The organism is Brucella anthropi, from assembly GCF_046630315.1.
GTDB classification, from domain to species: domain Bacteria; phylum Pseudomonadota; class Alphaproteobacteria; order Rhizobiales; family Rhizobiaceae; genus Brucella; species Brucella anthropi_A.
The window spans coordinates 107,039-127,735 of sequence record NZ_LQBD01000013.1 but is presented as its reverse complement, the minus strand read 5'-3'; the positions used below and the strand labels follow the sequence as shown (position 1 = coordinate 127,735).

Here is a 20,697-nt window from a genome sequence, read left to right as displayed (position 1 = left end):
CACCACTTGCTTTTCGTTGCATGTTCTTGCCGGGACGTTATACGAAGGGACTCTATCGCAATTTTTTGCGCCTCGCTTTTTGTCGGACAGGATTGTGCGTCCTGTCTGCTCCCCCGTTCACGAGGCGCCACCCCAAGAGGAGCGGACCCATGAGCCGTTATGGCAAAGCGCATCGTCAGTTCACCGGATGTGACGCACGATGAACGCCGAACCAAACCGCATCAAACCGGAAGGGACCGGCAAGACGGCAATCGCGCTGAAAGATGTGCAGATTTCGTTCAAGCTGGCCGATGGCGGCCGTTTCGACGCCGTTGCCGAAAGCAATCTGGAAGTTGCAGAAAACGAATTCGTGGCGATTGTCGGCCCGACCGGCTGCGGAAAATCCACATTGCTCAATGCCGTTGCCGGGCTTCTTGTGCCTGCCGCCGGCACCGTTGAAATCAGCGGCCAGCGTTTGCAGGGCCTCAATCGCAAGGCGGGCTATCTCTTCCAGCAGGATGCCCTGATGCCATGGAAGACGGTGCTGGACAATGTCGCCATCGGGCTGGAAATCGCCGGCACGCCGAAGGCGAAGGCACGCGAACAGGCCCACGAATGGCTTGGCCGCGTCGGCCTTGCAAGTTTCGGCGACCGTTATCCGCATATGCTCTCGGGCGGCCAGCGCAAGCGCGTCGGCCTGGCGCAGGTGCTGATCCGCAATCCGAAATATCTGCTGATGGACGAGCCTTTCGGCCCGCTCGATGCGCAAACGCGCGTCATCATGGGCGATCTTCTGCTTGATCTCTGGTCGCAGGACAGGAAGGCGGTCATGTTCGTGACCCACGATCTGGAAGAGGCCATTGCGCTGGCGGATCGCGTCGTCATCATGTCCGCCGGGCCGCGCGCCCGCATCATGGCGGAATACAGGATTCCCCTCGCCCGCCCGCGCGAGATTTCCGAAATTCGCCTCGACGACAAGTTTCACGAAATCCATCGCGAAATATGGAGTGCGCTCAAGGAAGAGGTTCTCAAAGGCTATCAGCAGACGAGCGGGGAAAAGAAATGAAAAAGCCGATGCTGTTTCTGGCGCAGCTCGCCGTCGCTGTCGCCGTCATTCTGGTCTGGCATGTCTTTACCGACACGCATCTTCTGGGCAATCCGGCCAAGGCAAAATTCTTCTTCGCCACGCCGGGCGATGTGGCGCAGCGCATCTATAAATGGTTTGCCGATGGAACGATCTGGTATCACCTCGGCATCACCCTGCTTGAAGCCATGCTGGCCTTTGCCATCGGGGCCATTGGCGGCGTGCTGATCGGGTTCTGGTTTGCCCGCAAGCCCCTGCTCGCCGCGATTTTCGATCCCTATGTGAAGGCCGCCAACTCGCTGCCGCGTGTGGTGCTGGCACCGATCTTCGCGCTGTGGCTCGGCCTCGGCATCTGGTCGAAGGTGGCGCTCGGCGTTTCGCTGGTTTTCTTCATCGTCTTCTTCAACGTCTATCAGGGCGTGAAGGAAGTGAACCAGACCGTGCTCGCCAATGCGCGCATGCTCGGCATGAACGAGCGCCAGCTCCTGCGCAATGTCTATCTGCCATCCGCGCTGTCATGGATGTTCTCAAGCCTGCATACGGCTGTCGGCTTTGCCGTCGTCGGCGCGGTGGTCGGCGAATATCTGGGCTCGTCGGCGGGTCTGGGCTACCTGATCCATCAGGCGGAAGGCGTGTTCGATGTCACTGGCGTCTTTGCCGGCATGCTGGTGCTGACGGCATTCGTGCTGGTGATCGACTGGATCGTGTCCATCGTCGAAGCGCGCCTGCTTGTCTGGCGCCCGAAAGCTGCCGGACACAACGGTTAGAAAAATTGAAGGAGGAAATCATGAGGACAACCCGTAGAGATATTTTGCTGGGCGCTGCCGCCTTCGGGCTTGCGGGGCTGGCCGCGCGCCTGCCCGCCTATGCGCAGGATGCATCCGCGACGCCGGAAAAGCCGGAACTGATGTTCGGCGTCGGCGGAAAGCCGCTCTTCTATTACCTTCCGCTCACCATTGCCGAGCGCAAGGGCTTCTTCGAGGAAGAAGGCATCAAGGCCACGATCAATGATTTCGGCGGCGGCGCCAAGTCCTTGCAGGCGCTGATCGGCGGTTCGGTCGATGTCGTCACCGGCGCATATGAACACACCATTCGCATGCAGAACAAGGGACAGGACATCAAGGCCGTCTGCGAGCTTGGCCGCTTTCCGGGCATCTGCATCGGCGTGCGCAAGGACCTCGCCGGCGAAATCAAGACGATTGCCGATCTCAAGGGCCAGAATGTCGGCGTCACGGCGCCCGGCTCGTCAACGTCGCTCCTGCTGCAATATGCGCTCATCAAGAACGGCCTTGCCGAAGATGCCGCTTCGATCATCGGTGTCGGTGGCGGCGCAAGCGCGGTTGCGGCCATCAAGAAGGGCGAAATCGCCGCCCTCGTCCATCTCGATCCGGTCATCACGCGACTGGAAGTGGATGGCGACATCACCCTGCTTCTGGATACCCGCACCGAAGAAGGCACGCGCCAGCTTTTCGGCGGCACCAATCCGGCTGCCACCGTCTATGTGCAGCAGAGCTTCATCGATGCCAATCCGGTCACGACGCAGCGCGTCGTCAACGCATTCATCAAGTCGCTGAACTGGATTCACAAGGCTTCCGCCGACGAAGTGGCAGACGCCGTGCCGGAGGAATATCTACTGGGCGACCGCGCGCTTTACAAGACCGGCTTCGAGAAGTCGCGCGCCATGTATTCCGAAAAGGGCCTGATCGCGGAAGACGGCTTCAAGAGCCTTTATGAAATGCTGAAGGCGCTTGATCCGGAACTGGCAAATGCCGATATTTCCTTTGCGCAGACCTTCGATCCGCGCTTCGTGCAAGCCGCAAAAGTGTAATCCGCCTTGGGCAGGGTGATCCTCTGCCCTTTGCAGCGCCGTTGCCGAAAGCTCAAAACCGGCTTTCGGCAAAGCGCTCCTGCAACCACTGCGCGGCGGGCCCCTGCCGCCGCCGCTTGTTCCAGATCAGCTCCAGCGCGACCGGATGCGCGCCTTCGTCGAATTGCAGTTTCGGAATGACGAGTTCGGGCGCCTGCGGCGAATCCTTCAATATATGTTCGGGAATGAACGCCCAGCCGATCCCCCGCGTGAGGATTTGCAGGATGACCCAGTGGCTTTCCACCCACCACACCTCCGCGCCGACCCGCAGACGGCGGCTTTCCGCCGTATCGCTGTGCTTGCGGGCCATGATCTGGCGAAACGAGCGCAAATCTTCCCAGCTGACGGCGGTATGGGCCAGCGGATGCTCACGCCCGCAGACCAGCACCAGGGGCACCCAGCCGATGGTGTGGAAGCCAAGCTCATCCGGCATCTGTTCGGCCCGCCACATGACGCCGAGATCCGCCTTTCCCTCCAGCACAAGGCCGCTTATCGCGGTTGAAGAGGGGAATTTCAGTTCAAGTTCGACATGCGGAAACGCTTCGGCAAAGGCCGCAAACAATGTCGCGATGGCGGGTTCTGGATAAAGCTCGTCGATCGCCACCACGAGACGGCTTTCCACATGGTCGCCAAAATTTCTGGCGACGGAAATCAGATGCTCGCGCCGGGCAAGCATCAGCCGCGCTTCGGGAAGCAGCCGGGCACCCGCCTCCGTCAGCACCGGATTGCGCGATGCGCGACTGAACAGCTTGACGTCGAGATCGTCTTCCAGCGAGGACACCAGAACGCTGACGGCAGACTGCGCCTTGTGCAGATATCGCGCGGCCGCCGAGAACGAGCCCTGATCCGCCGCGGCCACAAAGGCTTCCAGTTGCTCCAGTTCGATGGTCATCTATCTGAAATCCGGATAATATCTAACTTTTCTTATCGCAAGAATAAGATAGAAGAACCCGCATTCACAACAGGGATTAAAGGAAATGCGCAGTTTTATGGACCGTGTCCGCCACGCGACGATGTTTGAACTCATCGGACTGGCGATCTTCATACCCGGTTCCGCCTTCATTCTGGACAAGCCGGCCGCGGAGATGGGCGTTATCGGCATCGTTTCGGCAACCACCGCGACGGTGTGGAATTTTCTGTTCAATCTGGGCTTTGACAAGGCGATGCTGCGTTTTACCGGCCGTGTGAACAAGAGCATGGCTGTGCGGGTTCTGCACGCGATCCTCTTCGAAGGCGGATTGATCGTGCTTCTGATCCCGTTCATCGCCTGGTATCTGGGAATTTCGCTGTTGACCGCTCTGGTGATGGATATAGCGATCGTCATCTTCTATCTGGTCTATGCGTTCGTGTTCAACATCGCCTATGACCGGCTGTTCCCGCTGCCGCTCGGCCAGACGGCGGAAACGGTGTAGGACTTACCCGGATTTGAAAGCAGGTTTCGGGAGGCGGTCATTCGATCTCGTGTTAAAACGATCCCATGAAAGATCTTTTCGACGAGACTGAACCGCGTCAAATCCTGGCACCGGGAGCCGTGCTTCTGCGTGGCTTCGCGCTTGCCGGTGAGGATTCTGTTCTGAAGTCTGTGGCCGATGTTTCCGCCGTAGCACCTTTTCGGCACATGACCACGCCCGGCGGCTATCGCATGTCGGTCGCGATGACGAATTGCGGTGCGTTGGGCTGGGTCACGGACCGGACCGGCTATCGTTACAGCAGCGAGGATCCCGAAACCGGCCTGCCCTGGCCTGCGATGCCGGATGCGTTTCGCGCGCTTGCCGAAACTGCCGCCCGCGAAGCCGGTTATCCTGATTTTGCGCCCGATGCCTGTCTCATCAATCGTTATGAGCCGGGGGCGAAACTTTCATTGCATCAGGATAAGGACGAGAGGGATTTCAGCAATCCGATTGTTTCGGTGTCGCTTGGCCTGACCGCGACTTTCCAGTTCGGCGGATTGAAGCGAACCGACCCGATTGCAAAATATATCCTGCATCATGGTGACGTGGTGGTGTGGGGCGGACCGTCCCGCCTCTTCCATCATGGCATACTCGCCCTGAAGCGCGGCGAGCATGAAAAACTGGGGCCGTTTCGCCTTAATTTGACATTCAGAAAATCGCGCTGACAGTCACCAAACGCGATTTTCTGAACGAAAAAGCGACCAAAACCTCCGCCGGAATGTGTCAAGCGCCCGTTCTTTTTACGGCAATTTTGTGGCGGGCGGGCGTTTCAGTTGAACGCCCCGCCATCGCTTTTGCTCTCCGGGCGCTCCTTCGCCACCCTGCCGCGATAGCCGCTCGCCCTGTAGGCGGCAATCGGTTCGATGGCCCCGCCAGTGCGGCGGCGCGCTTCGCCGAGGATCGGTTCCACGTCTGTCCGGTAGGCGCGTTTCAGCGTATCGGATGCCATCAGCGCGTCGTTTTCGTGCTGGTAGGTCTCCAGCGCTTCGCGATCCACCAGAAGCGCCTGCGCATAGGCGCGGCGAATTTCATTGGCGGATGAGATCAGGCTTTCCAGCGGATCGGTCACATTATGCGACTGGTCGATCATGTGGGCAGGATTAAAATCCGCCACACCGCGATAGTCCGCATCGACCAACTCATTGAAAACAAGGAACAATCGATACGGATCGATGGAGCCGGCGTCGAGGTCGTCATCCCCGTATTTGCTGTCGTTGAAATGGAATCCGCCCAATTTTCCGAACTGGATCAGCCGCGCGACGATCATTTCGATATTGGTATTGGGCGCATGATGGCCGAGATCGACCAGACATTGCGCCTTCGGTCCAAGCGTCGAGGCGATGAGATAATTGGTGCCCCAGTCCTGAACCACGGTCGAATAGAAGGCCGGTTCATACATCTTGTGTTCGGAGAACAGCCGCCAGTCATCGGGCAATGCCTTGTAAATCTCGCCCATGGAATTGAGATAACGCTCGAAGGCACGGGTGAAATTCTGCTGGCCCGGAAAATTGGAACCGTCGCCCAGCCAGACGGTCAAGGCCTTGGAACCTATGGCTTTTCCGATTTCGATACATTCGATGTTGTGTTCGATCGCCTGCGCCCGCACTGCTGGGTTGACATGGGTAAGCGACCCGAATTTATAGGAAAGCTTCTGGTCCGCCGCATCCGCAAAGGTATTGGAATTCATGGCGTCGAAACCAAGCCCAAGCGCTTCAGCATGGGCTTTGAGCTTCTTCGGATCGGCCTTGTCCCATGGAATATGCAGGGAAACATTGGGTGTCGCGCGGCAAAGCTGGTTGATGACGGCGCAATCGTCGAGCTTGTCGAAAATGCCGCGCGGCTCCCCCTTTCCCGGAAAACGTCCGAAGCGTGTGCCGCCCGTGCCCGTGCCCCACGAAGGCACGGCAACGAAATAGGATGCCACCTTGTCTGTAATTCTGTCGATTTCGATCCCGCGGCGCAAAAGCTGTTCGCCAAGCGCCTGATAATCGCTCTTCAGCGCCTTTTCAAAACCGGAATTATGCTCGGCGATGAAATCGGCCGGAATAGGTTGATCGGACATGGTTCCTCCCAGAACATTCCAGATTATTGGGTCAGCGTGGAAAACTCTGCTGGTTCCCGGCATCGACATTGATGATGTTGCCGGTGGATTTTGCCGAAGCATCGCTTGCAAGGAAATAGATCGCCTCCGCAATGTCTTCCGGGAAGACGTTCAGCTTCAGCATGGAGCGCTTGCGATAGTGTTCTTCAAGCTCGGAAACATCGATTTTCGAGGATGCGGCGCGCTGCTCGCGCCACTCACCATCCCATATCTTGGAGCCGCGCAAAACCGCATCCGGGTTGACCACGTTGACGCGGACACCGACATCCGCACCTTCCAGCGCCAGACAACGCGCCAGATGGATTTCCGCAGCCTTGGCCGCACAATAGGCGGAAGCATTGGGCGAAGCGGCAAGCCCGTTCTTGGAGGCGACAAACACGATATTGCCGCCGATCTTCTGGCGGCGAAACAGGCGGAAAGCTTCTCGCGAAACGAGGAAATAGCCGGTCGCCAGAATGTCGATATTGCGGTTCCACATGGAGAGTTCCGTCGTTTCCACGGGCGCGGATGACGCAATACCGGCATTGGACACCAGAATATCGATCCCGCCAAGCTCGACACTTGCCTCGGCAAAGGCATTGGCCACGCCTTTTTCGTCGGTCACGTTCAGTTCGACGCTGCGTACCTGATCGGTGCCGAAACGCTTTGCCAGAGTGTCGTGAGCGGTTTTGAGCGATTTTGCGTCAATATCCGCCAGAACCACGCAAGCACCCTCGCCCGCCAGCCTTTCGGCGGTAGCAAAACCAATACCGCCAGCGCCGCCAGTGATAAAGGCGATGCGTCCGGCGAGGCTTTTGGGCTTCGGCATGCGTTGCAGCTTGGCTTCCTCAAGCAGCCAATATTCGATATCGAAGGCTTCCTGTTCCGGTAGTCCCTGATATTCCGATACGCCGGATGCGCCGCGCATCACATTGATCGCGTTGACATAAAATTCGCCCGCGATACGTGCCGTCGCCTTGTCGCGGGCGAAGGAGAGCATGCCGACGCCGGGGATCAGGAAGATCACCGGATTGGGATCGCGCATCTTCGGCGAATTGTCATGCCTGCACGCCTCATAATAGCGTTTGTAATCGGCACGATAGGTTTCCAGTGCGCCTTCAAGCCCCGCTACGACCGCATCAACATCCGGCTTGGCGGGATCGAAATCGATGACCAGCGGACGGATCTTGGTGCGCAGGAAGTGGTCCGGGCAGGATGTGCCCAAAGCTGCGAGTGGGCGCAGTTCCTTCGAATTCACGAATTCCAGAACGGAATCCTGATCGTCAAAATGGCCGAGCTTGCGCTCATCCCTGCCGATAAGCCCGCGAATTTCCGGCATCAGCCGCGCGGCGATGGAACGGCGTTCGGAAGCTGCGAGGCTTTGCGCGACAGCACCGCCAAAAGCGGGCTTGCCCGCCGTCTTCCCGTCAAGCCATTCGATAGCCTTGTTGATGATGGCAAGCGTGGTTTCGTAGCAGGTTTTCGCATCGTCGGCCCAGGTGAAAAGCCCGTGACTTTCAAGGACAACGCCCTTGGCGTCAGGATTTGACTTCACGAAAGCTTCAAGGTCGAGACCAAGCTGGAAGCCGGGGCGGCGCCAAGGCAGCCAGCCGATTTCATCGCCGAAAATCTCGGCGGTCAGTTCGCGGGAGTTTTTGGACGCGGCAATCGCGATGATGGCATCCGGATGCATGTGATCGACATGCCTGAAAGCGACAAACCCGTGCAGCGGCGTATCGATGGAAGCGGCGCGCGGATTGAGGTTGAAGGTGCAGTGCGGCAGGAAACCGACCATGCGGTCCTCGTCCTCGACACCCTTGTAGATGCCTTTCAGTGCATCGAGCTTGTCCTGATAAAGCGTGGCGAAACCGTCCAGCTTGATGGTGCCGACATCGCCGCCAGACCCCTTGACCCAGAGAACCTGAACCTTCTCGCCGGTCAGCGGATCGGTTTCCTCGACCTTGGCGGAGGTATTTCCACCGCCGTAATTGGTGATGCGCTTGTCGGAGCCGAGCAGATTGGAGCGATAAAGCAGCTTGCCCGGCTCATCCATCGTTGCCGCCCTGGCATCATCCCACCGGTTTTCGAGAAGCCTGCTCTTGGCCACCATGTCATCCTCCCAATTCTGTTATCGTGAATCGCAGATCGCGTGCTCACCCCACGCGCTGCCGATCATGTTGCGGCAGATATGACGTATGAAACGAATTGCTGTCAATCATAAACAATCATATCCAATCATTATTGTGATTATTGTGCGCTATTGTGATTGTTTATGATTGACATGCGCAGGCTTTACGCCCGATACAGGCACAAGGAGGAGCCATGCACGAAAGAGAGCGCCACCGCATCATCCTGAGCGCTGTTCAGGAAAAGCCGGTGATTACCATTCAGGATCTGGTGGAACTGACGGAAGCGTCGGAAGCGACCCTTCGGCGCGATATCGCATCGCTGCATATGCAGGGCCGGATCAAGCGCGTGCGTGGTGGCGCCGAGGCCATTCATCCCCCGCAGTTCGCCAGCCTGACGGGCCGCCCTTTCAAGGTTTCGGAATCGGAAAATGCCGATCGCAAGCGCGCCATTGCACGCGAGGCCGTGGCGCTTTGCGAGGAAGGCGACAGCATCATCATCAATGGCGGGTCCACGACTTTCCAGATGGTGCATTATCTGGCCCCGCGCCGCTTGCAGGTGCTGACCAACTCCTTCGCCATCGCCGAACATCTTTTGCGCCAGTCGAAAAGCACGGTGATCGTGCCCGGCGGCGCGATCTATCGCGACCAGAGCCTGATCCTGTCGCCTTTCGACAATGACGTCATCCGCAATTTCTACGGACGGCGCATGTTCATGGGCTGTCAGGGGATCAGCCCGCTCGGGGTGATGGAGTCCGATGCGCTCATCATCCAGAGCGAGCAGAAGCTCATGGGCCAGGCGGACGAGCTTGTCCTGATGGTCGATTCAACGAAATTCACGCGCCGTTCCAGCCTCATCCTTTGCCCTCTCGACCGCGTCAGCACGCTGATCACCGATGATGGCATTTCGGACGAGGCACGGCGCATGGTGGAAAATGCGGGCATCCGGCTCATCGTAGCGCAGGGTTCCGCACATGCCGGCAAGGGTGGCGAAAGCGGAGATTCCGCCGAGGTGGCCTGAGCCGGACGAAGCGAAACATATGTCTTTATACTGGGAGGAATGAGACATGAAACTTTTCAAGAAACTGGCATTGGGCACGGCTCTGGCCGTTGCCTTCATGGCTGCTCATGCGCAGGCTGCCGACATGAAGATCGCGCTCGTGGCAAAATCGCTCGGCAACGGCTTCTTTGAAGCCGCCAACAAGGGCGCGCAGGAAGCCGCCAAGGAACTGGGCGGCGTTGAGGTCATCTATACCGGCCCGACCACCACGACGGCAGAAGGCCAGATCGAGGTCATCAATTCGCTGATCGCGCAGGGTGTGGATGCCATCGCCATTTCGGCCAATGACCCGGATGCAGTCGTCCCTGCCCTGAAGAAAGCCGCACAGCGCGGCATCAAGGTGATCTCGTGGGATTCGGGCGTTGCGCCTGAAGGTCGTATCGTCCACCTCAATCCGTCTTCCAACGAGCTGATCGGCAAGATGTGCCTCAAGCTTGCCGCCGATCACCTGCCGGATAGCAAGGGCGATTTCGCGATCCTTTCCGCCACCACCACCTCGACCAACCAGAATATCTGGATCGGCGAGATGAAGAAGCAACTCAAGGATTTTCCGGGCCTCAATCTGGTGACGACCGTTTACGGTGACGATCTGGCCGACAAGAGCTATCGCGAAGCGCAAGGGCTGCTGACTTCCAACCCGAATGTGAAGGTCATCGTGGCGCCGACGACCGTTGGCGTGCTGGCTGCCTCGCAGGCCGTGAAGGATGCAGGCAAGATCGGCGATGTCTATGTGACGGGCCTCGGTCTTCCGTCGGAAATGGCCGGTGCCATCAAGTCGGGCGCAACCAAGGAATTCGCCATCTGGAACCCAATCGATCTTGGCTATTCGGCAACCCAGATTGCCTATCATCTCGTAAAGGGTGATGCCGATGGCAAGCCGGGCTCGGAAATCGAAGCCGGACGCATGGGCAAGATCAAGATCGGTGACAATGGCGAAGCCGCGATGAGCGATCCTTTCGTCTATGACGCGTCGAATATCGACGAATTCTCCAAGGTCTTCTGATCGGAAAAGCGCATCCCGAAAAGGTGCGCATTCATGAAAAGAGGCGGGATTCGACAAACGGATGTCGCCTCCTATTCCCCCGGAATCGACTTCAGGTATCTGCGATGAATGCAGCCTTTCAATCGAGCGGCCAATCCGGCGGAGAGCCGGGGCTTGCCGCAACGGATCTGCCCATTCTGGAAATGCGTGGCATTGCCAAGACATTTCCCGGCGTGCGTGCGCTCGATGATGTGAACATCGCGCTCTATCCCGGCAAGGTGACGGCGCTGATCGGAGAGAACGGCGCTGGCAAGTCCACACTGGTCAAAATCCTGACCGGCATATACCAGCCCGATGAGGGGGAAATCCTTATCGACGGCAAGCCGGTGCATTTTGCAACCGCACAGGATGCGACCGATCATGGCGTCACGGCCATTCATCAGGAAACCGTGCTTTTCGACGAATTGTCGGTGGGCGAAAACATCTATCTCGGCCATGCGCCCCGCACGAAGTTCGGCTTCGTCAACTGGAAGGCGGTCTATGCGCGTTCGCAGGCACTGCTGTCGTCGCTGGAAACGACCGTCGATGCCCGCATCAAGCTGAAGGAACTGTCCATCGCCCAGCGGCATCTGGTCGCCATTGCCCGCGCTCTGTCGGTGGATTCGCGCATCGTTATCATGGACGAGCCGACCGCCGCCCTGTCGCGCAAGGAAGTAGACGACCTGTTCCGCATCGTCGCGCGTCTGAAAGCGCAGGGCAAAGCCATCCTGTTCATCAGCCATAAATTCGATGAAGTCTATGAAATCGCAGACAATTATGCCGTTTTCCGTGACGGGCACGCCGTCGGGCACGGCGCGCTTGGCGATACGCGGCAGAACGATATCGTCCGCATGATGGTCGGGCGCTCCGTCGATCAGGCTTTCCCCAAGCAGGATGTGGCTATCGGCAAGACCGTGCTGAAGGTCGAAAATTATTCGCATCCGACCGAATTTCGCGACATTTCCTTTGAGCTCCACAAAGGTGAGATCCTTGGCATTTATGGGCTTGTCGGTGCGGGGCGCTCGGAATTCGCGCAATCGCTGTTCGGCATCACCAAGCCTTCCCGTGGTCGTGTGACGCTTGAAGATCGCGAGATCAGCATTCGCCGCCCCGGCGATGCGGTGGCGCATGGCATCGTCTATGTACCTGAAGAGCGCGGACGCCACGGTGCCGTGCTGCAACTGCCGATCTTCCAAAATGTATCGCTGCCGTCGCTCGCCCGCACCTCGCGCAACGGCTTCCTGCGCATGGCGGAAGAACTGGCGCTGGCGCGCAAATATGCCGAGCGCTTTGATCTGCGCGCCGCAGCGCTCTCGGTCCCTGTGGGAACGCTCTCCGGCGGCAACCAGCAGAAGGTCGTCATCGGCAAGTGGCTCGCCACCAATCCGAAGGTCATCATTCTCGATGAGCCGACCAAGGGCATCGATATCGGGTCCAAGGCTGCTGTTCACGCCTTTATCAGCGAACTGGCGGCAGAAGGCTTGAGCATCATCATGATCTCGTCGGAACTGCCGGAAATCATCGGCATGTCGGACCGCGTGATGGTCATGCGCGAAGGGTTGATGGAAGGCATCTTCGAGCGCTCCAGCCTGGACGCGGAAGTGCTGGTGCGCGCCGCTACTGGAAACACGGAGTAGACGATGAAACAGTTGCTCAAGCAGCGCGAACTCCTGCTCCTCGTCATCATAGCGCTTATGGTGGGACTTTTCGCAAGCCGTGCGCCGGGCTTTGCCAGCGCCGGCAATCTGGCGAATATTTTCAACGATACGTCGATCCTGATCATTATCGCGCTTGGACAGATGGCGGTGATCCTGACCAAGTCCATCGACCTGTCGGTCGCCGCCAATCTCGCCTTTACCGGCATGGCGGTCGCGATGCTGAACGCGACCTATCCGGGCCTGCCGCTCGTGCTTCTCATCGTGCTTGCCATCGGCATCGGTGCGGTTCTGGGCGCGATCAACGGCATTCTGGTCTGGAAGCTCAACATTCCGGCTATTGTCGTCACGCTTGGCACGCTCACCATCTATCGCGGCATGGCCTTTGTGCTGTCCGGCGGTGCCTGGGTGAATGCCCACCAGATGACGGCACCGTTTCTCAACACGCCGCGCACGGTGGTTTTGGGCCTGCCGCTTCTCGGCTGGACAGCAATTGTGATCGTGGCGCTCATCTATGTGCTGATGACGCGAACCTTCTTCGGACGTGCCCTTTATGCTTCCGGCGGCAATCCGACTGCTGCCGTCTATACGGGCATCGATGTTGGCCGCACGCGCTTCTTCGCCTTCGTGCTTTCGGGCGCACTGGCCGGACTTTGCGGTTATCTCTGGGTATCGCGCTATGCCGTTGCCTATGTGGATGTGGCTGCCGGGTTTGAACTCGACAGCGTTGCGGCCTGCGTCATCGGCGGCATCTCGACACTTGGCGGGATCGGTACGGTTGCAGGCGCCGTTCTGGGTGCGCTGTTCCTTGGCGTCATCAAGAATGCCCTGCCCGTCATCGACATATCGCCCTTCTGGCAGATGGCGATTTCCGGTTCCGTCATCATTCTGGCCGTGATCTTCAATGCGCGGCAGGAAAAGCGGCGCGGACGCATTATCTTGCGCGACAAGGCCGCGAAGACTTATGAGGAGGCCCGGGCATGAATAACGAACAGCGCCGTCACATTCCGGACCGGCTCGGAACGCCTTTTTCCCGCATCTTCGCAAGCTGGGAAATGCTTCTGCTTGGCGTGGCGGTGGCGATCTTTATCGCCAATTCCTTCGCCTCGCCCTACTTCCTCAATGCGTGGAACCTGTCGGATGCCACGTTCAATTTCACCGAAAAGGCATTGATCGCCTTTGCGATGACGCTTCTCATCATTTCCGGCGAAATCGACCTTTCTGTCGCTGCCATCATCGCGCTTGCCTCCACGGCCATGGGCGCGGCGGCGCAGGCTGGCGTCGGCACGCCGAGCCTCGTCATGATCGGTATCGGCACCGGCCTTGTCTGCGGCGCGATCAATGGCGGGCTGGTGGCCGGGCTGAAACTGCCCTCCATCGTCGTCACCATCGGCACGATGAGCCTGTTTCGCGGTATTTCCTATATCGTGCTCGGCGATCAGGCCTTTGGCGGCTATCCGGAAAGCTTTGCCTATTTCGGACAGGGCTATGTGTTCTGGGTGATCTCGTTCGAGTTCGCGCTGTTCGTTCTGTTTGCCGTGCTGTTCGGCGTGATCCTGCACTGGACCAGCTTCGGACGCCGCATCTATGCCATCGGCAATAATGAATTCGCGGCGCGCTTTTCCGGCATTCCGGTCGAAAAAACCAAATTCGTGCTTTTCCTGATGACCGGCGCGATGAGCGGCATCGCCTCCGTCTGCCTGACCTCGCGCCTTGGTTCCACGCGCCCGTCCATCGCGCAAGGCTGGGAACTGGAAATCGTCACCATGGTGGTGCTTGGCGGCGTGTCGATCCTTGGCGGTTCGGGTACAATCGTCGGCGTGGTGATTGCGGCATTCGTGATGGGGCTCGTAACCTTTGGTCTGGGATTGCTCAACGTGCCGGGCATCGTCATGTCGATCTTCATCGGCCTTTTGCTCATCGTCACCATTTCACTGCCGATCCTCATCCGGCAGTTCAAGGGAAGGCGCGCGGCATGACGGCTGAACGTTACGCATTTCGCATGAAGCTCAATCCCGGCATGGAGGCGGAATATCGCCGCCGCCATGACGCAATCTGGCCGGAACTGGTCGACCTTCTGCGCCAGGCGGGCGTGTCGGATTACGCGATCTATCTCGATGACGAGAGCAACAGCCTGTTCGGTGTGCTGACACGCACGGCCACGCATGGCATGGCCGCCCTGCCCGATCATCCGGTGATGAAAAAATGGTGGGCACATATGGCCGATATCATGGCGACGAACCCGGATAATTCGCCGGTTTCCATAGACCTCAAGCCTGTCTTTTATATGCCATGAAGCGCATTGCCATTCTCGATATCGGCAAGACCAATGCCAAGGTCGTGGTGCTCGATGCGGCAGGCGGCGAAGAGATCGCCGCCTGCCGCATGCCGAATAAAGTGCTGTGCGATGGTCTCTATCCGCATTATGACATTGAGGCGTTGTGGCGCTTTTTCCTGAAAAGCCTCGCCGCTTTCGCCAAAGAACCGGGCTTTGATGCCATTTCCATCACGACCCATGGCGCGGCGGCGGTCCTCGTCGCGGAGGATGGCTCGCTCGCAATGCCGGTCCTTGATTATGAACTGGACTATCCGGCTGAAATCCGCGCCGCCTATGCCGCGATCAAACCGGATTTCCGGCATACATTCTCGCCGTCGCTTTCGCTCGGCCTCAATCTCGGCGCGCAGGTTCATTATCTGAAGACCATGTTTCCCGACGATTTTGCGCGGACGCATTACATATTCACCTATCCGCAATATTGGGCCTGGCGTCTGACCGGGATCGCCGCCACGGAGGTGACGTCGCTCGGCTGCCACACCGATCTTTGGCTGCCGAAGGAAGCCGTTTTCTCGCCCCTCGTTGACCGGCTGGGCCTCCGCGAAAAATTTCCGCCGCTTCGTTCGGCTTTCGATGCGCTCGGCAATGTGCTTCCTGAAATCGCACAGGAAATCGGCCTGAACGGGTCTATCCAGGTTCATTGCGGCATTCACGATTCCAATGCATCGCTGCTCGCGCATCTCATGGATCGGGACGGCCCGTTTTCGGTCGTATCAACCGGGACTTGGGTGGTCAGTTTCGCCGTTGGCGGCAATCTAGACGGACTTGACCCAAAACGCGATACGCTGGCCAATGTGGATGCCTATGGCCGCGCCGTACCTTCCGCACGCTATATGGGCGGGCGCGAGTTCGACATCATGACTGAGGGATTGTCCATGCCTCCGGCCGCCGACCTGCCCGGTATTGTGGCGCGCGTACTGGAGCAGCAGATCATGGCACTGCCTTCCGCCGTTCCCGATTGCGGTCCCTACCCGCATTCAAAGCTTCGCTGGATCAATGCGGACACGGCCAGCGACGCGCAACGCTATGTTGCTGCCTGCATCTATGCGGCGCTGATGACCGAAACCTGCCTTCACCTTTTGGGTGCCGATGGCCCCGTTATCGTCGAAGGCCCATTTGCCGGAAACACCACCTATCTCGATGCTCTCGCAAACTTTACCGGGCGCGAAGTCGAAGCCGTAGCGGGATCGACCGGCACGTCTTTTGGTGCCGGATTGCTGGCCGGTGCAAGCGTGCCAGAACAGCATGGCAGGATTTTCAGGCCGGGCAATGCAGCCTATGCCGCCTACCGAAAGCAATGGATAAGGAATAGAGCGTAGTTCACTGAAAAAGCCCGGAAGTTCGCGTTGATTTCCAGGCTTTTTTGCTCAATCCAAAGCCTTCTGCCGCGTCTCCACATCGATGAAGAAGGCGATGATTCCGGCCAGCGCCAGCAGTCCTGCAAACAATGCCACGGCAACATAAAAGCTCTGGCTGATGACGAGCGCCAGCGCAGACGGCGCAAGCAGGCCGCCGAGGCGGGCCATCGCGCCTGCCGCTCCCATGCCGCTGGCGCGCAATCCTGTCGGATAAAGCTCGGGCGTGAAGGCGTAGAGCGCGCCCCATGTGCCGAGCAGGGCAAAGCTCATGATGAGGATGGATGCGCCGACGACCGCCGAACTGTTGGCGACGGTGAAGAGCGCGCAGGCAGCGGCGCTGATGAACAGGAAGGCGATCAGCGTCTTCTTGCGGCCCCAGGCTTCCACGCCATAGGCGGCGAGCGCGTAGCCCGGCAATTGGGCGAGTGCGACCACCACAAGAAAGCCATAGCCGCGGACGAAGCCGAAACCATCCCCGGCAAGTTTTGCCGGTATCCAGGTGAAGATGCCGTAATAGGACACCGAAACGAGAAACCAGATCGCCAGCGTCGTCAGCGTGCGCTGGCGCAGATTGGGCGAAAGAAGCTTTTCGCCCGTCGCCATCAGCGGCGCTTCGAGGCGCGCCTTGGGCGGCAGTTCCGGTTTGCCATTGCGGCGAAGCACGCGGTTCATCACCGATTTGGCTTCTTCCGGGCGTCCCGACTTCAAAAGATGCATCGGGGATTCCGGCACCCAGAGGCGCAGCCAGATGCCGATCAGCGCCGGCGCCGCGGTGACGATGAAGATATAGCGCCACGCATCCTCGACGCCTGCGAGGCTCGTCGCCCAGGCCGCGAGCGCAATGATCACTGTGCCGACAGCCCAGAAACCTTCAAGCATGACCAGCCAGCGGCCGCGATTTCTGGCGGGCAGGAATTCTGCCATCATCGCATAATCCACCGGCAGGGTTCCGCCGACGGCCACGCCCGTCATGAAGCGCAGGGCAAGCAGGATGCCGAAACCGGGCGCGAATGCCGAAAGCAGCCCGAACAGGGCATCACAGGCGACGGTGATGAGAAGCACGCGGCGGCGGCCATATTTATCGGCCAGCCTTCCAAACAGGGCCGCGCCGATCAGCATGCCGAGGAAGAACAGCGTGCCGGTCTGCAATGCCTGCGGAACCGTCAGCCCGAATGTCTTTGCAATGGCCGCACCCGTAAAGCCCACGGCGAGCACCTGCATGGCGTCCGCGGCCCAGACAAGGCCGAACACGCCGAGAAGACCGCGTTGGAAAGCGCCCGTACCCGCCTGATCGAGCGTCTGTTCGATGGTCATTTTCATGCCGCGACCTGTCCCCTGCTGCCGGCTTGATATATGCAGTGCTGTTACAGCCCCGGCGATGGGCCGCTGTCAATCGCCCTTTTGGGATATCGCCCGATCTTTTGCCTGCAAATAGTCCCAAAAACTCTCGGCATGGGCCGGAAGCGCCGCATCATGACGGTAAATGCGGATCTCGACCGTGAAATCCCAATAGGGATCAGTTGAAGCCGCTACGAGTTCGCCGCGTTGCAGCTCGTCAAAAATGAGGCTTTCCGGCAGCCAGGCCATGCCCCAGCCCGCGAGCGCCATGGCCTTCAAGCCGATCGACATGGTGTTTTCGTGCACGACCTGGCGCTTGAATGCCGTGCCGGAAGCAAATTTCTGCGACAAGGCAGCGCCGAAAAAGGAAAAGTCGCCATAGCTCAAATATGGCAGCGCCTCCCCGCTGGCGATTGCGCGATCCAGGACCGGACCCGTCGAGGAAGGACGCGAGACCGGCATCAGCCGTTCGGTACCGAGCACGATATAGGGAAATTGCGTGCGGTCGATGAGGATCGGCACGGAATTATGCGCATAGGTCAGGAAGAAATGGACCTCGCCTTCCGTCAGTGTCGCGATATTGTCCTCGAAGCCGCCGCGATCGGGGCTGAGCAGGGAGCGGATGCCGCCGACATCGTCATCGATCTGCTTCAGCCAGTGCGGAAAGAATGTCACCGTCAGCGTGTGGAGCGCTGAAAATGTGAGGACCGGGTTCTGGACCTCGCGGCTTGGCTGCAATGCCTTGCGCGTATTGTAGAACTGGCGCACTGTATCCTGCGCGACCGGCAGGAAGGTCCGCCCCTCGCGGGTAAGTTCGGCCGGAAAGGTCGCCCGGTTGACAAGCGTGACCCCCAGCCAGAGTTCAAGCTGCTTGATCCGGCGGGAAAACGCCGATTGCGTCACATGACGGGCATCCGCCGCGCGCGAGAAACTCGACGTCGCCGCCAGCGCGATGAAGTCTTCCAGCCATTTCAGTTCCATTGGGGGCCTTTCTTGCAAAGGGCATTTCTTGCAAAGGGCAGTAAGGCAGTAAGGCAAAAGGGCAGTATGTTAGGAATGGCCTCAACCTGACCTTTTCCTACTGCCTTACTGCCCTATTGCCTTACTGCCTTACCCTTATGCAATTTCTGCATAGTGATTGCAAAACATAGCATTGGCAGCGGGAAAAGTTTTTCCCTACCGTCCGGATCGATCAATCATACAGATGTCCGAGGACGTGTTTTGGCCAGGGTAATTTATTTGAACGGCGCTTTTGTCGCAGAAAACGAAGCGAAAGTGTCGGTGTTCGATCGCGGCTTTCTCTTTGGTGACGGGATTTACGAAGTCAGTGCCGTCATCGATGGCCGTCTGGTCGATAACGAACTGCATCTTGCCCGTCTGGAACGCTCCGTCAGGGAACTTGGAATTCCGCTGCCCGCATCGCTGGACGCCATTCGCGCGGCACAGATCGAACTGATGAAGCGCAACGAACTGCGCGAAGGCGTCGTCTATATGCAGGTGACGCGCGGCGAAGCCGAGCGCGATTTCGTCTATGCCGACGACATCAAGCCGAATTTCGTCATGTTCACGCAGGCCAAGAACCTCGCCAATGCGCCTTCGGTGCGCAACGGCGTGCGTGTGGATGTTGCGCCCGATACGCGATGGGCACGCCGCGACATCAAGACCGTCATGCTTCTGGCGCAGGTGCTGGCCAAGAAACAGGCCAAGAGCAAGGGCTTTCATGAGGTGTGGCTGGTGGAGGACGGCTTCGTCACCGAGGGCGGCTCATCGACGGCCTTCATCATCACCAATGACAACGTGCTGGTAACGCGGCCCAATTCGCATGCCATCCTTCCCGGCTGCACGCGCCGCGCCGTCATCAAGATCGCGGAGGAACAGAACCTGCGCATCGAGGAGCGCCTGTTCACCGTCGATGAGGCGAAGGCCGCCAAGGAAGCATTTCTCACCAGCGCATCAAGCTTCGTGACGCCGATCATCGGCATTGAGGACCAGACAGTTTCCGATGGTAAGCCGGGGCCGATCACCCGCCGCCTGCAGGAAATCTACATGGATATGGCACGCACAGGGTCGGAGCCGGTACTCTAGATTCAGTGGCCTGTTGCCAATCGTGAAATGAAGTTTATTCATGTTGCGGCAAAGCCTGCCTTCTGCAAAGACAGGTTCTCTTCCAGTAGCTATCGGGTTTGGGCCCGTGCCCCTTCCCTCCTGACAGAACAGTGACCCATGACAGGCAAGGCACGCGATTACGGCATCATTTGCGGCATCATGCAGCCGGGCGAGCAAAACGCCATCACCGATGTGCCGGGCGTACACGTCGGCCACCGCACCTTGCGTGACGGCGATATCAATACCGGCGTGACGGCAATCGTCCCGCATGGCGGCAACATGTATCGCCGCAAGGTGCTGGCAGCCTGCGACGTCATCAACGGCTTTGGCAAAAGCACCGGCCTTGTGCAGGTCGAGGAATTGGGAACGCTGGAAACGCCGATCCTCCTCACCAATACATTCGGCGTTGGAACCTGCGCCAATGCGCTGATCCGCGAGGCCATCGCGGCCAATCCCGATATCGGGCGCACCACGGCCACCGTCAATCCGGTGGTTCTGGAATGCAATGACGGCCCGCTCAACGATATCCAGGCGATGGCTGTCACGGAAGCCGACGCGCGGGAAGCCCTGAAGATTGCCGGGGCCGCCGTGGCTGAAGGCAATGTCGGCGCGGGCACCGGCATGAGCTGTTTCGGCTTCAAGGGCGGCATCGGCACATCCTCGCGTCGGTTCGAACTGGATGGCAAGACCCATCATCTCGGCGTGCTGGCGCTGACCAATTTCGGCCGCGCTGGCGATCTGGTTCTTCCCGACGGGCGCAGGCCCTCGCCGAAAATGGACGATCAGCCCGAAAAAGGCTCGGTCATCCTCGTGCTTGCCACCGATGTGGCAATGGAACACCGGCAATTGAAGCGCGTGACCCGACGCTGCGGCGCGGGGCTGGCGCGTCTGGGGGCTTTCTGGGGGCACGGCAGCGGCGATATCGCCATCGGCTTTTCGACGGCAGTGACATTCGATCATGACGAAAAGCGTGATGTGGTCGAAATCGCGGTGCTCAACGAAAATCGCATCGACACGCTTTTTCGCGCAGCGGTTGAATCCACCGAGGAAGCCGTGCTCAACTCCATGTGCATGGCCGAGCCCATGCGCGGGCGCGCCGCAAGACGGCGCTCACTTGCCGACTGGCTGGATAACCATGCGGGCCGGATGGGCCAACCCGCGGCGGATTTCGCGTAAATTCCAATAATTTCTGTGTATTGCCGCGTTTTGCTGCGATCATTGGCTGATGACCGTCTGT

General features: G+C 59.0%; 19 protein-coding genes. 14 read left to right on the top strand and 5 right to left on the bottom strand.

The genetic code is table 11. The annotated features are described in order from the left end of the window. Positions 1 to 199: 199 nt before the first annotated feature. From AVM02_RS09090 to AVM02_RS09080, 3 genes are read left to right on the top strand one after another with little or no spacing between them, the layout of a single operon-like run. Positions 200 to 1,045 (top strand): ABC transporter ATP-binding protein, encoded by an 846-nt coding sequence (locus AVM02_RS09090; RefSeq protein WP_411506646.1) that lies wholly within the window; start codon positions 200 to 202, stop codon positions 1,043 to 1,045. Then, entirely contained in the window at positions 1,042 to 1,830 is a 789-nt protein-coding gene (locus AVM02_RS09085) for an ABC transporter permease (protein WP_411506645.1), read from the top strand. The genes AVM02_RS09090 and AVM02_RS09085 overlap by 4 nt, the downstream gene beginning before the upstream one ends. A 20-nt stretch (positions 1,831 to 1,850) precedes the next feature. Continuing rightward, the gene (locus AVM02_RS09080) at positions 1,851 to 2,891 is read left to right on the top strand and encodes an ABC transporter substrate-binding protein (protein WP_411506644.1); all 1,041 of its coding nucleotides are present in this window, start codon (positions 1,851 to 1,853) and stop codon (positions 2,889 to 2,891) included. 52 nt (positions 2,892 to 2,943) lie between these two features. Here AVM02_RS09080 and AVM02_RS09075 read toward each other — a convergent pair whose 3' ends face one another. Continuing rightward, positions 2,944 to 3,822: a LysR family transcriptional regulator gene (locus AVM02_RS09075; RefSeq protein WP_411506643.1), complete on the bottom strand. Its 879-nt coding sequence runs from the start codon at positions 3,820 to 3,822 to the stop codon at positions 2,944 to 2,946. A gap of 85 nt (positions 3,823 to 3,907) precedes the next feature. On the opposite strand from AVM02_RS09075, the gene AVM02_RS09070 reads away from it, so the two are divergent. Further along, a complete protein-coding gene (locus tag AVM02_RS09070; RefSeq protein WP_411506642.1) occupies positions 3,908 to 4,342 on the top strand; it encodes a PACE efflux transporter in 435 nt (144 codons plus the stop codon). Between the two features lie 65 nt (positions 4,343 to 4,407). Beyond that, positions 4,408 to 5,046 carry a DNA oxidative demethylase AlkB gene (alkB, locus tag AVM02_RS09065; RefSeq protein WP_411506641.1) on the top strand — a complete coding sequence of 213 codons (639 nt, stop codon included), beginning with the start codon at positions 4,408 to 4,410 and terminating at the stop codon, positions 5,044 to 5,046. A gap of 104 nt (positions 5,047 to 5,150) precedes the next feature. Here the strand turns inward: alkB and rhaI are convergent, their stop codons facing one another. Together rhaI and AVM02_RS09055 are read right to left on the bottom strand one after the other, a co-directional pair. Beyond that, positions 5,151 to 6,443 carry an L-rhamnose catabolism isomerase gene (gene rhaI, locus AVM02_RS09060; RefSeq protein WP_411506640.1) on the bottom strand — a complete coding sequence of 431 codons (1,293 nt, stop codon included), beginning with the start codon at positions 6,441 to 6,443 and terminating at the stop codon, positions 5,151 to 5,153. Positions 6,444 to 6,474: 31 nt separating this feature from the next. Continuing rightward, entirely contained in the window at positions 6,475 to 8,571 is a 2,097-nt protein-coding gene (locus tag AVM02_RS09055; protein WP_411506639.1) for a bifunctional rhamnulose-1-phosphate aldolase/short-chain dehydrogenase, read from the bottom strand. Positions 8,572 to 8,783: 212 nt separating this feature from the next. On the opposite strand from AVM02_RS09055, the gene AVM02_RS09050 reads away from it, so the two are divergent. The 7 genes from AVM02_RS09050 to AVM02_RS09020 all read left to right on the top strand — a co-directional run bounded on the left by AVM02_RS09050 (position 8,784) and on the right by AVM02_RS09020 (position 15,977). Then, a complete protein-coding gene (locus tag AVM02_RS09050) occupies positions 8,784 to 9,608 on the top strand; it encodes a DeoR/GlpR family DNA-binding transcription regulator (RefSeq protein ID WP_411506638.1) in 825 nt (274 codons plus the stop codon). A 46-nt stretch (positions 9,609 to 9,654) separates the two neighbouring features. Continuing rightward, entirely contained in the window at positions 9,655 to 10,650 is a 996-nt protein-coding gene (rhaS, locus tag AVM02_RS09045; protein ID WP_411506637.1) for a rhamnose ABC transporter substrate-binding protein, read from the top strand. Between the two features lie 104 nt (positions 10,651 to 10,754). After that, positions 10,755 to 12,305, top strand: a complete 1,551-nt coding sequence (locus AVM02_RS09040) for a sugar ABC transporter ATP-binding protein (RefSeq protein ID WP_411506636.1) — start codon at positions 10,755 to 10,757, stop codon at positions 12,303 to 12,305. A gap of 3 nt (positions 12,306 to 12,308) precedes the next feature. Further along, positions 12,309 to 13,307, top strand: a complete 999-nt coding sequence (locus AVM02_RS09035) for an ABC transporter permease (RefSeq protein ID WP_411506635.1) — start codon at positions 12,309 to 12,311, stop codon at positions 13,305 to 13,307. After that, positions 13,304 to 14,302, top strand: coding sequence for an ABC transporter permease (locus AVM02_RS09030; RefSeq protein WP_411506634.1), 999 nt, complete (start codon positions 13,304 to 13,306; stop codon positions 14,300 to 14,302). The genes AVM02_RS09035 and AVM02_RS09030 overlap by 4 nt, the downstream gene beginning before the upstream one ends. Continuing rightward, positions 14,299 to 14,619 (top strand): L-rhamnose mutarotase, encoded by a 321-nt coding sequence (gene rhaM / locus AVM02_RS09025; RefSeq protein WP_411506633.1) that lies wholly within the window; start codon positions 14,299 to 14,301, stop codon positions 14,617 to 14,619. The genes AVM02_RS09030 and rhaM overlap by 4 nt, the downstream gene beginning before the upstream one ends. Next, complete coding sequence (locus AVM02_RS09020) at positions 14,616 to 15,977, top strand: FGGY-family carbohydrate kinase (RefSeq protein ID WP_411506632.1); 1,362 nt, start codon at positions 14,616 to 14,618, stop codon at positions 15,975 to 15,977. The genes rhaM and AVM02_RS09020 overlap by 4 nt, the downstream gene beginning before the upstream one ends. Before the next feature lie 48 nt (positions 15,978 to 16,025). Here AVM02_RS09020 and AVM02_RS09015 read toward each other — a convergent pair whose 3' ends face one another. Further along, positions 16,026 to 17,336 (bottom strand): MFS transporter, encoded by a 1,311-nt coding sequence (locus tag AVM02_RS09015; protein ID WP_411506631.1) that lies wholly within the window; start codon positions 17,334 to 17,336, stop codon positions 16,026 to 16,028. Between the two features lie 69 nt (positions 17,337 to 17,405). Then, complete coding sequence (locus AVM02_RS09010; protein WP_411506630.1) at positions 17,406 to 18,335, bottom strand: LysR family transcriptional regulator; 930 nt, start codon at positions 18,333 to 18,335, stop codon at positions 17,406 to 17,408. A gap of 240 nt (positions 18,336 to 18,575) precedes the next feature. Between AVM02_RS09010 and AVM02_RS09005 the strand changes: the two genes are divergently transcribed. Then, positions 18,576 to 19,439 carry a D-amino-acid transaminase gene (locus AVM02_RS09005; protein WP_411506629.1) on the top strand — a complete coding sequence of 288 codons (864 nt, stop codon included), beginning with the start codon at positions 18,576 to 18,578 and terminating at the stop codon, positions 19,437 to 19,439. Between the two features lie 138 nt (positions 19,440 to 19,577). Then, on the top strand, positions 19,578 to 20,636 hold the full coding sequence (locus tag AVM02_RS09000; RefSeq protein WP_411506628.1) for a P1 family peptidase: 1,059 nt from the start codon (positions 19,578 to 19,580) through the stop codon (positions 20,634 to 20,636). Positions 20,637 to 20,697: the final 61 nt, after the last annotated feature.

What these genes read in the sequence shown, in the direction of transcription:
- AVM02_RS09085 (WP_411506645.1), top strand. Translation starts at nt 1,042, where the DNA reads ATGAAAAAGCCGATGCTGTTTCTGGCGCAGCTCGCCGTCGCTGTCGCC.
- rhaI (WP_411506640.1), bottom strand. Translation starts at nt 6,443, where the DNA reads ATGTCCGATCAACCTATTCCGGCCGATTTCATCGCCGAGCATAATTCC.
- AVM02_RS09010 (WP_411506630.1), bottom strand. Translation starts at nt 18,335, where the DNA reads ATGGAACTGAAATGGCTGGAAGACTTCATCGCGCTGGCGGCGACGTCG.
- AVM02_RS09000 (WP_411506628.1), top strand. Translation starts at nt 19,578, where the DNA reads ATGACAGGCAAGGCACGCGATTACGGCATCATTTGCGGCATCATGCAG.
- AVM02_RS09090 (WP_411506646.1), top strand. Translation starts at nt 200, where the DNA reads ATGAACGCCGAACCAAACCGCATCAAACCGGAAGGGACCGGCAAGACG.
- AVM02_RS09030 (WP_411506634.1), top strand. Translation starts at nt 13,304, where the DNA reads ATGAATAACGAACAGCGCCGTCACATTCCGGACCGGCTCGGAACGCCT.
- AVM02_RS09040 (WP_411506636.1), top strand. Translation starts at nt 10,755, where the DNA reads ATGAATGCAGCCTTTCAATCGAGCGGCCAATCCGGCGGAGAGCCGGGG.
- AVM02_RS09080 (WP_411506644.1), top strand. Translation starts at nt 1,851, where the DNA reads ATGAGGACAACCCGTAGAGATATTTTGCTGGGCGCTGCCGCCTTCGGG.
- AVM02_RS09050 (WP_411506638.1), top strand. Translation starts at nt 8,784, where the DNA reads ATGCACGAAAGAGAGCGCCACCGCATCATCCTGAGCGCTGTTCAGGAA.
- AVM02_RS09015 (WP_411506631.1), bottom strand. Translation starts at nt 17,336, where the DNA reads ATGAAAATGACCATCGAACAGACGCTCGATCAGGCGGGTACGGGCGCT.
- AVM02_RS09055 (WP_411506639.1), bottom strand. Translation starts at nt 8,571, where the DNA reads ATGGTGGCCAAGAGCAGGCTTCTCGAAAACCGGTGGGATGATGCCAGG.
- alkB (WP_411506641.1), top strand. Translation starts at nt 4,408, where the DNA reads ATGAAAGATCTTTTCGACGAGACTGAACCGCGTCAAATCCTGGCACCG.
- AVM02_RS09075 (WP_411506643.1), bottom strand. Translation starts at nt 3,822, where the DNA reads ATGACCATCGAACTGGAGCAACTGGAAGCCTTTGTGGCCGCGGCGGAT.
- rhaM (WP_411506633.1), top strand. Translation starts at nt 14,299, where the DNA reads ATGACGGCTGAACGTTACGCATTTCGCATGAAGCTCAATCCCGGCATG.
- AVM02_RS09070 (WP_411506642.1), top strand. Translation starts at nt 3,908, where the DNA reads ATGCGCAGTTTTATGGACCGTGTCCGCCACGCGACGATGTTTGAACTC.
- rhaS (WP_411506637.1), top strand. Translation starts at nt 9,655, where the DNA reads ATGAAACTTTTCAAGAAACTGGCATTGGGCACGGCTCTGGCCGTTGCC.
- AVM02_RS09020 (WP_411506632.1), top strand. Translation starts at nt 14,616, where the DNA reads ATGAAGCGCATTGCCATTCTCGATATCGGCAAGACCAATGCCAAGGTC.
- AVM02_RS09035 (WP_411506635.1), top strand. Translation starts at nt 12,309, where the DNA reads ATGAAACAGTTGCTCAAGCAGCGCGAACTCCTGCTCCTCGTCATCATA.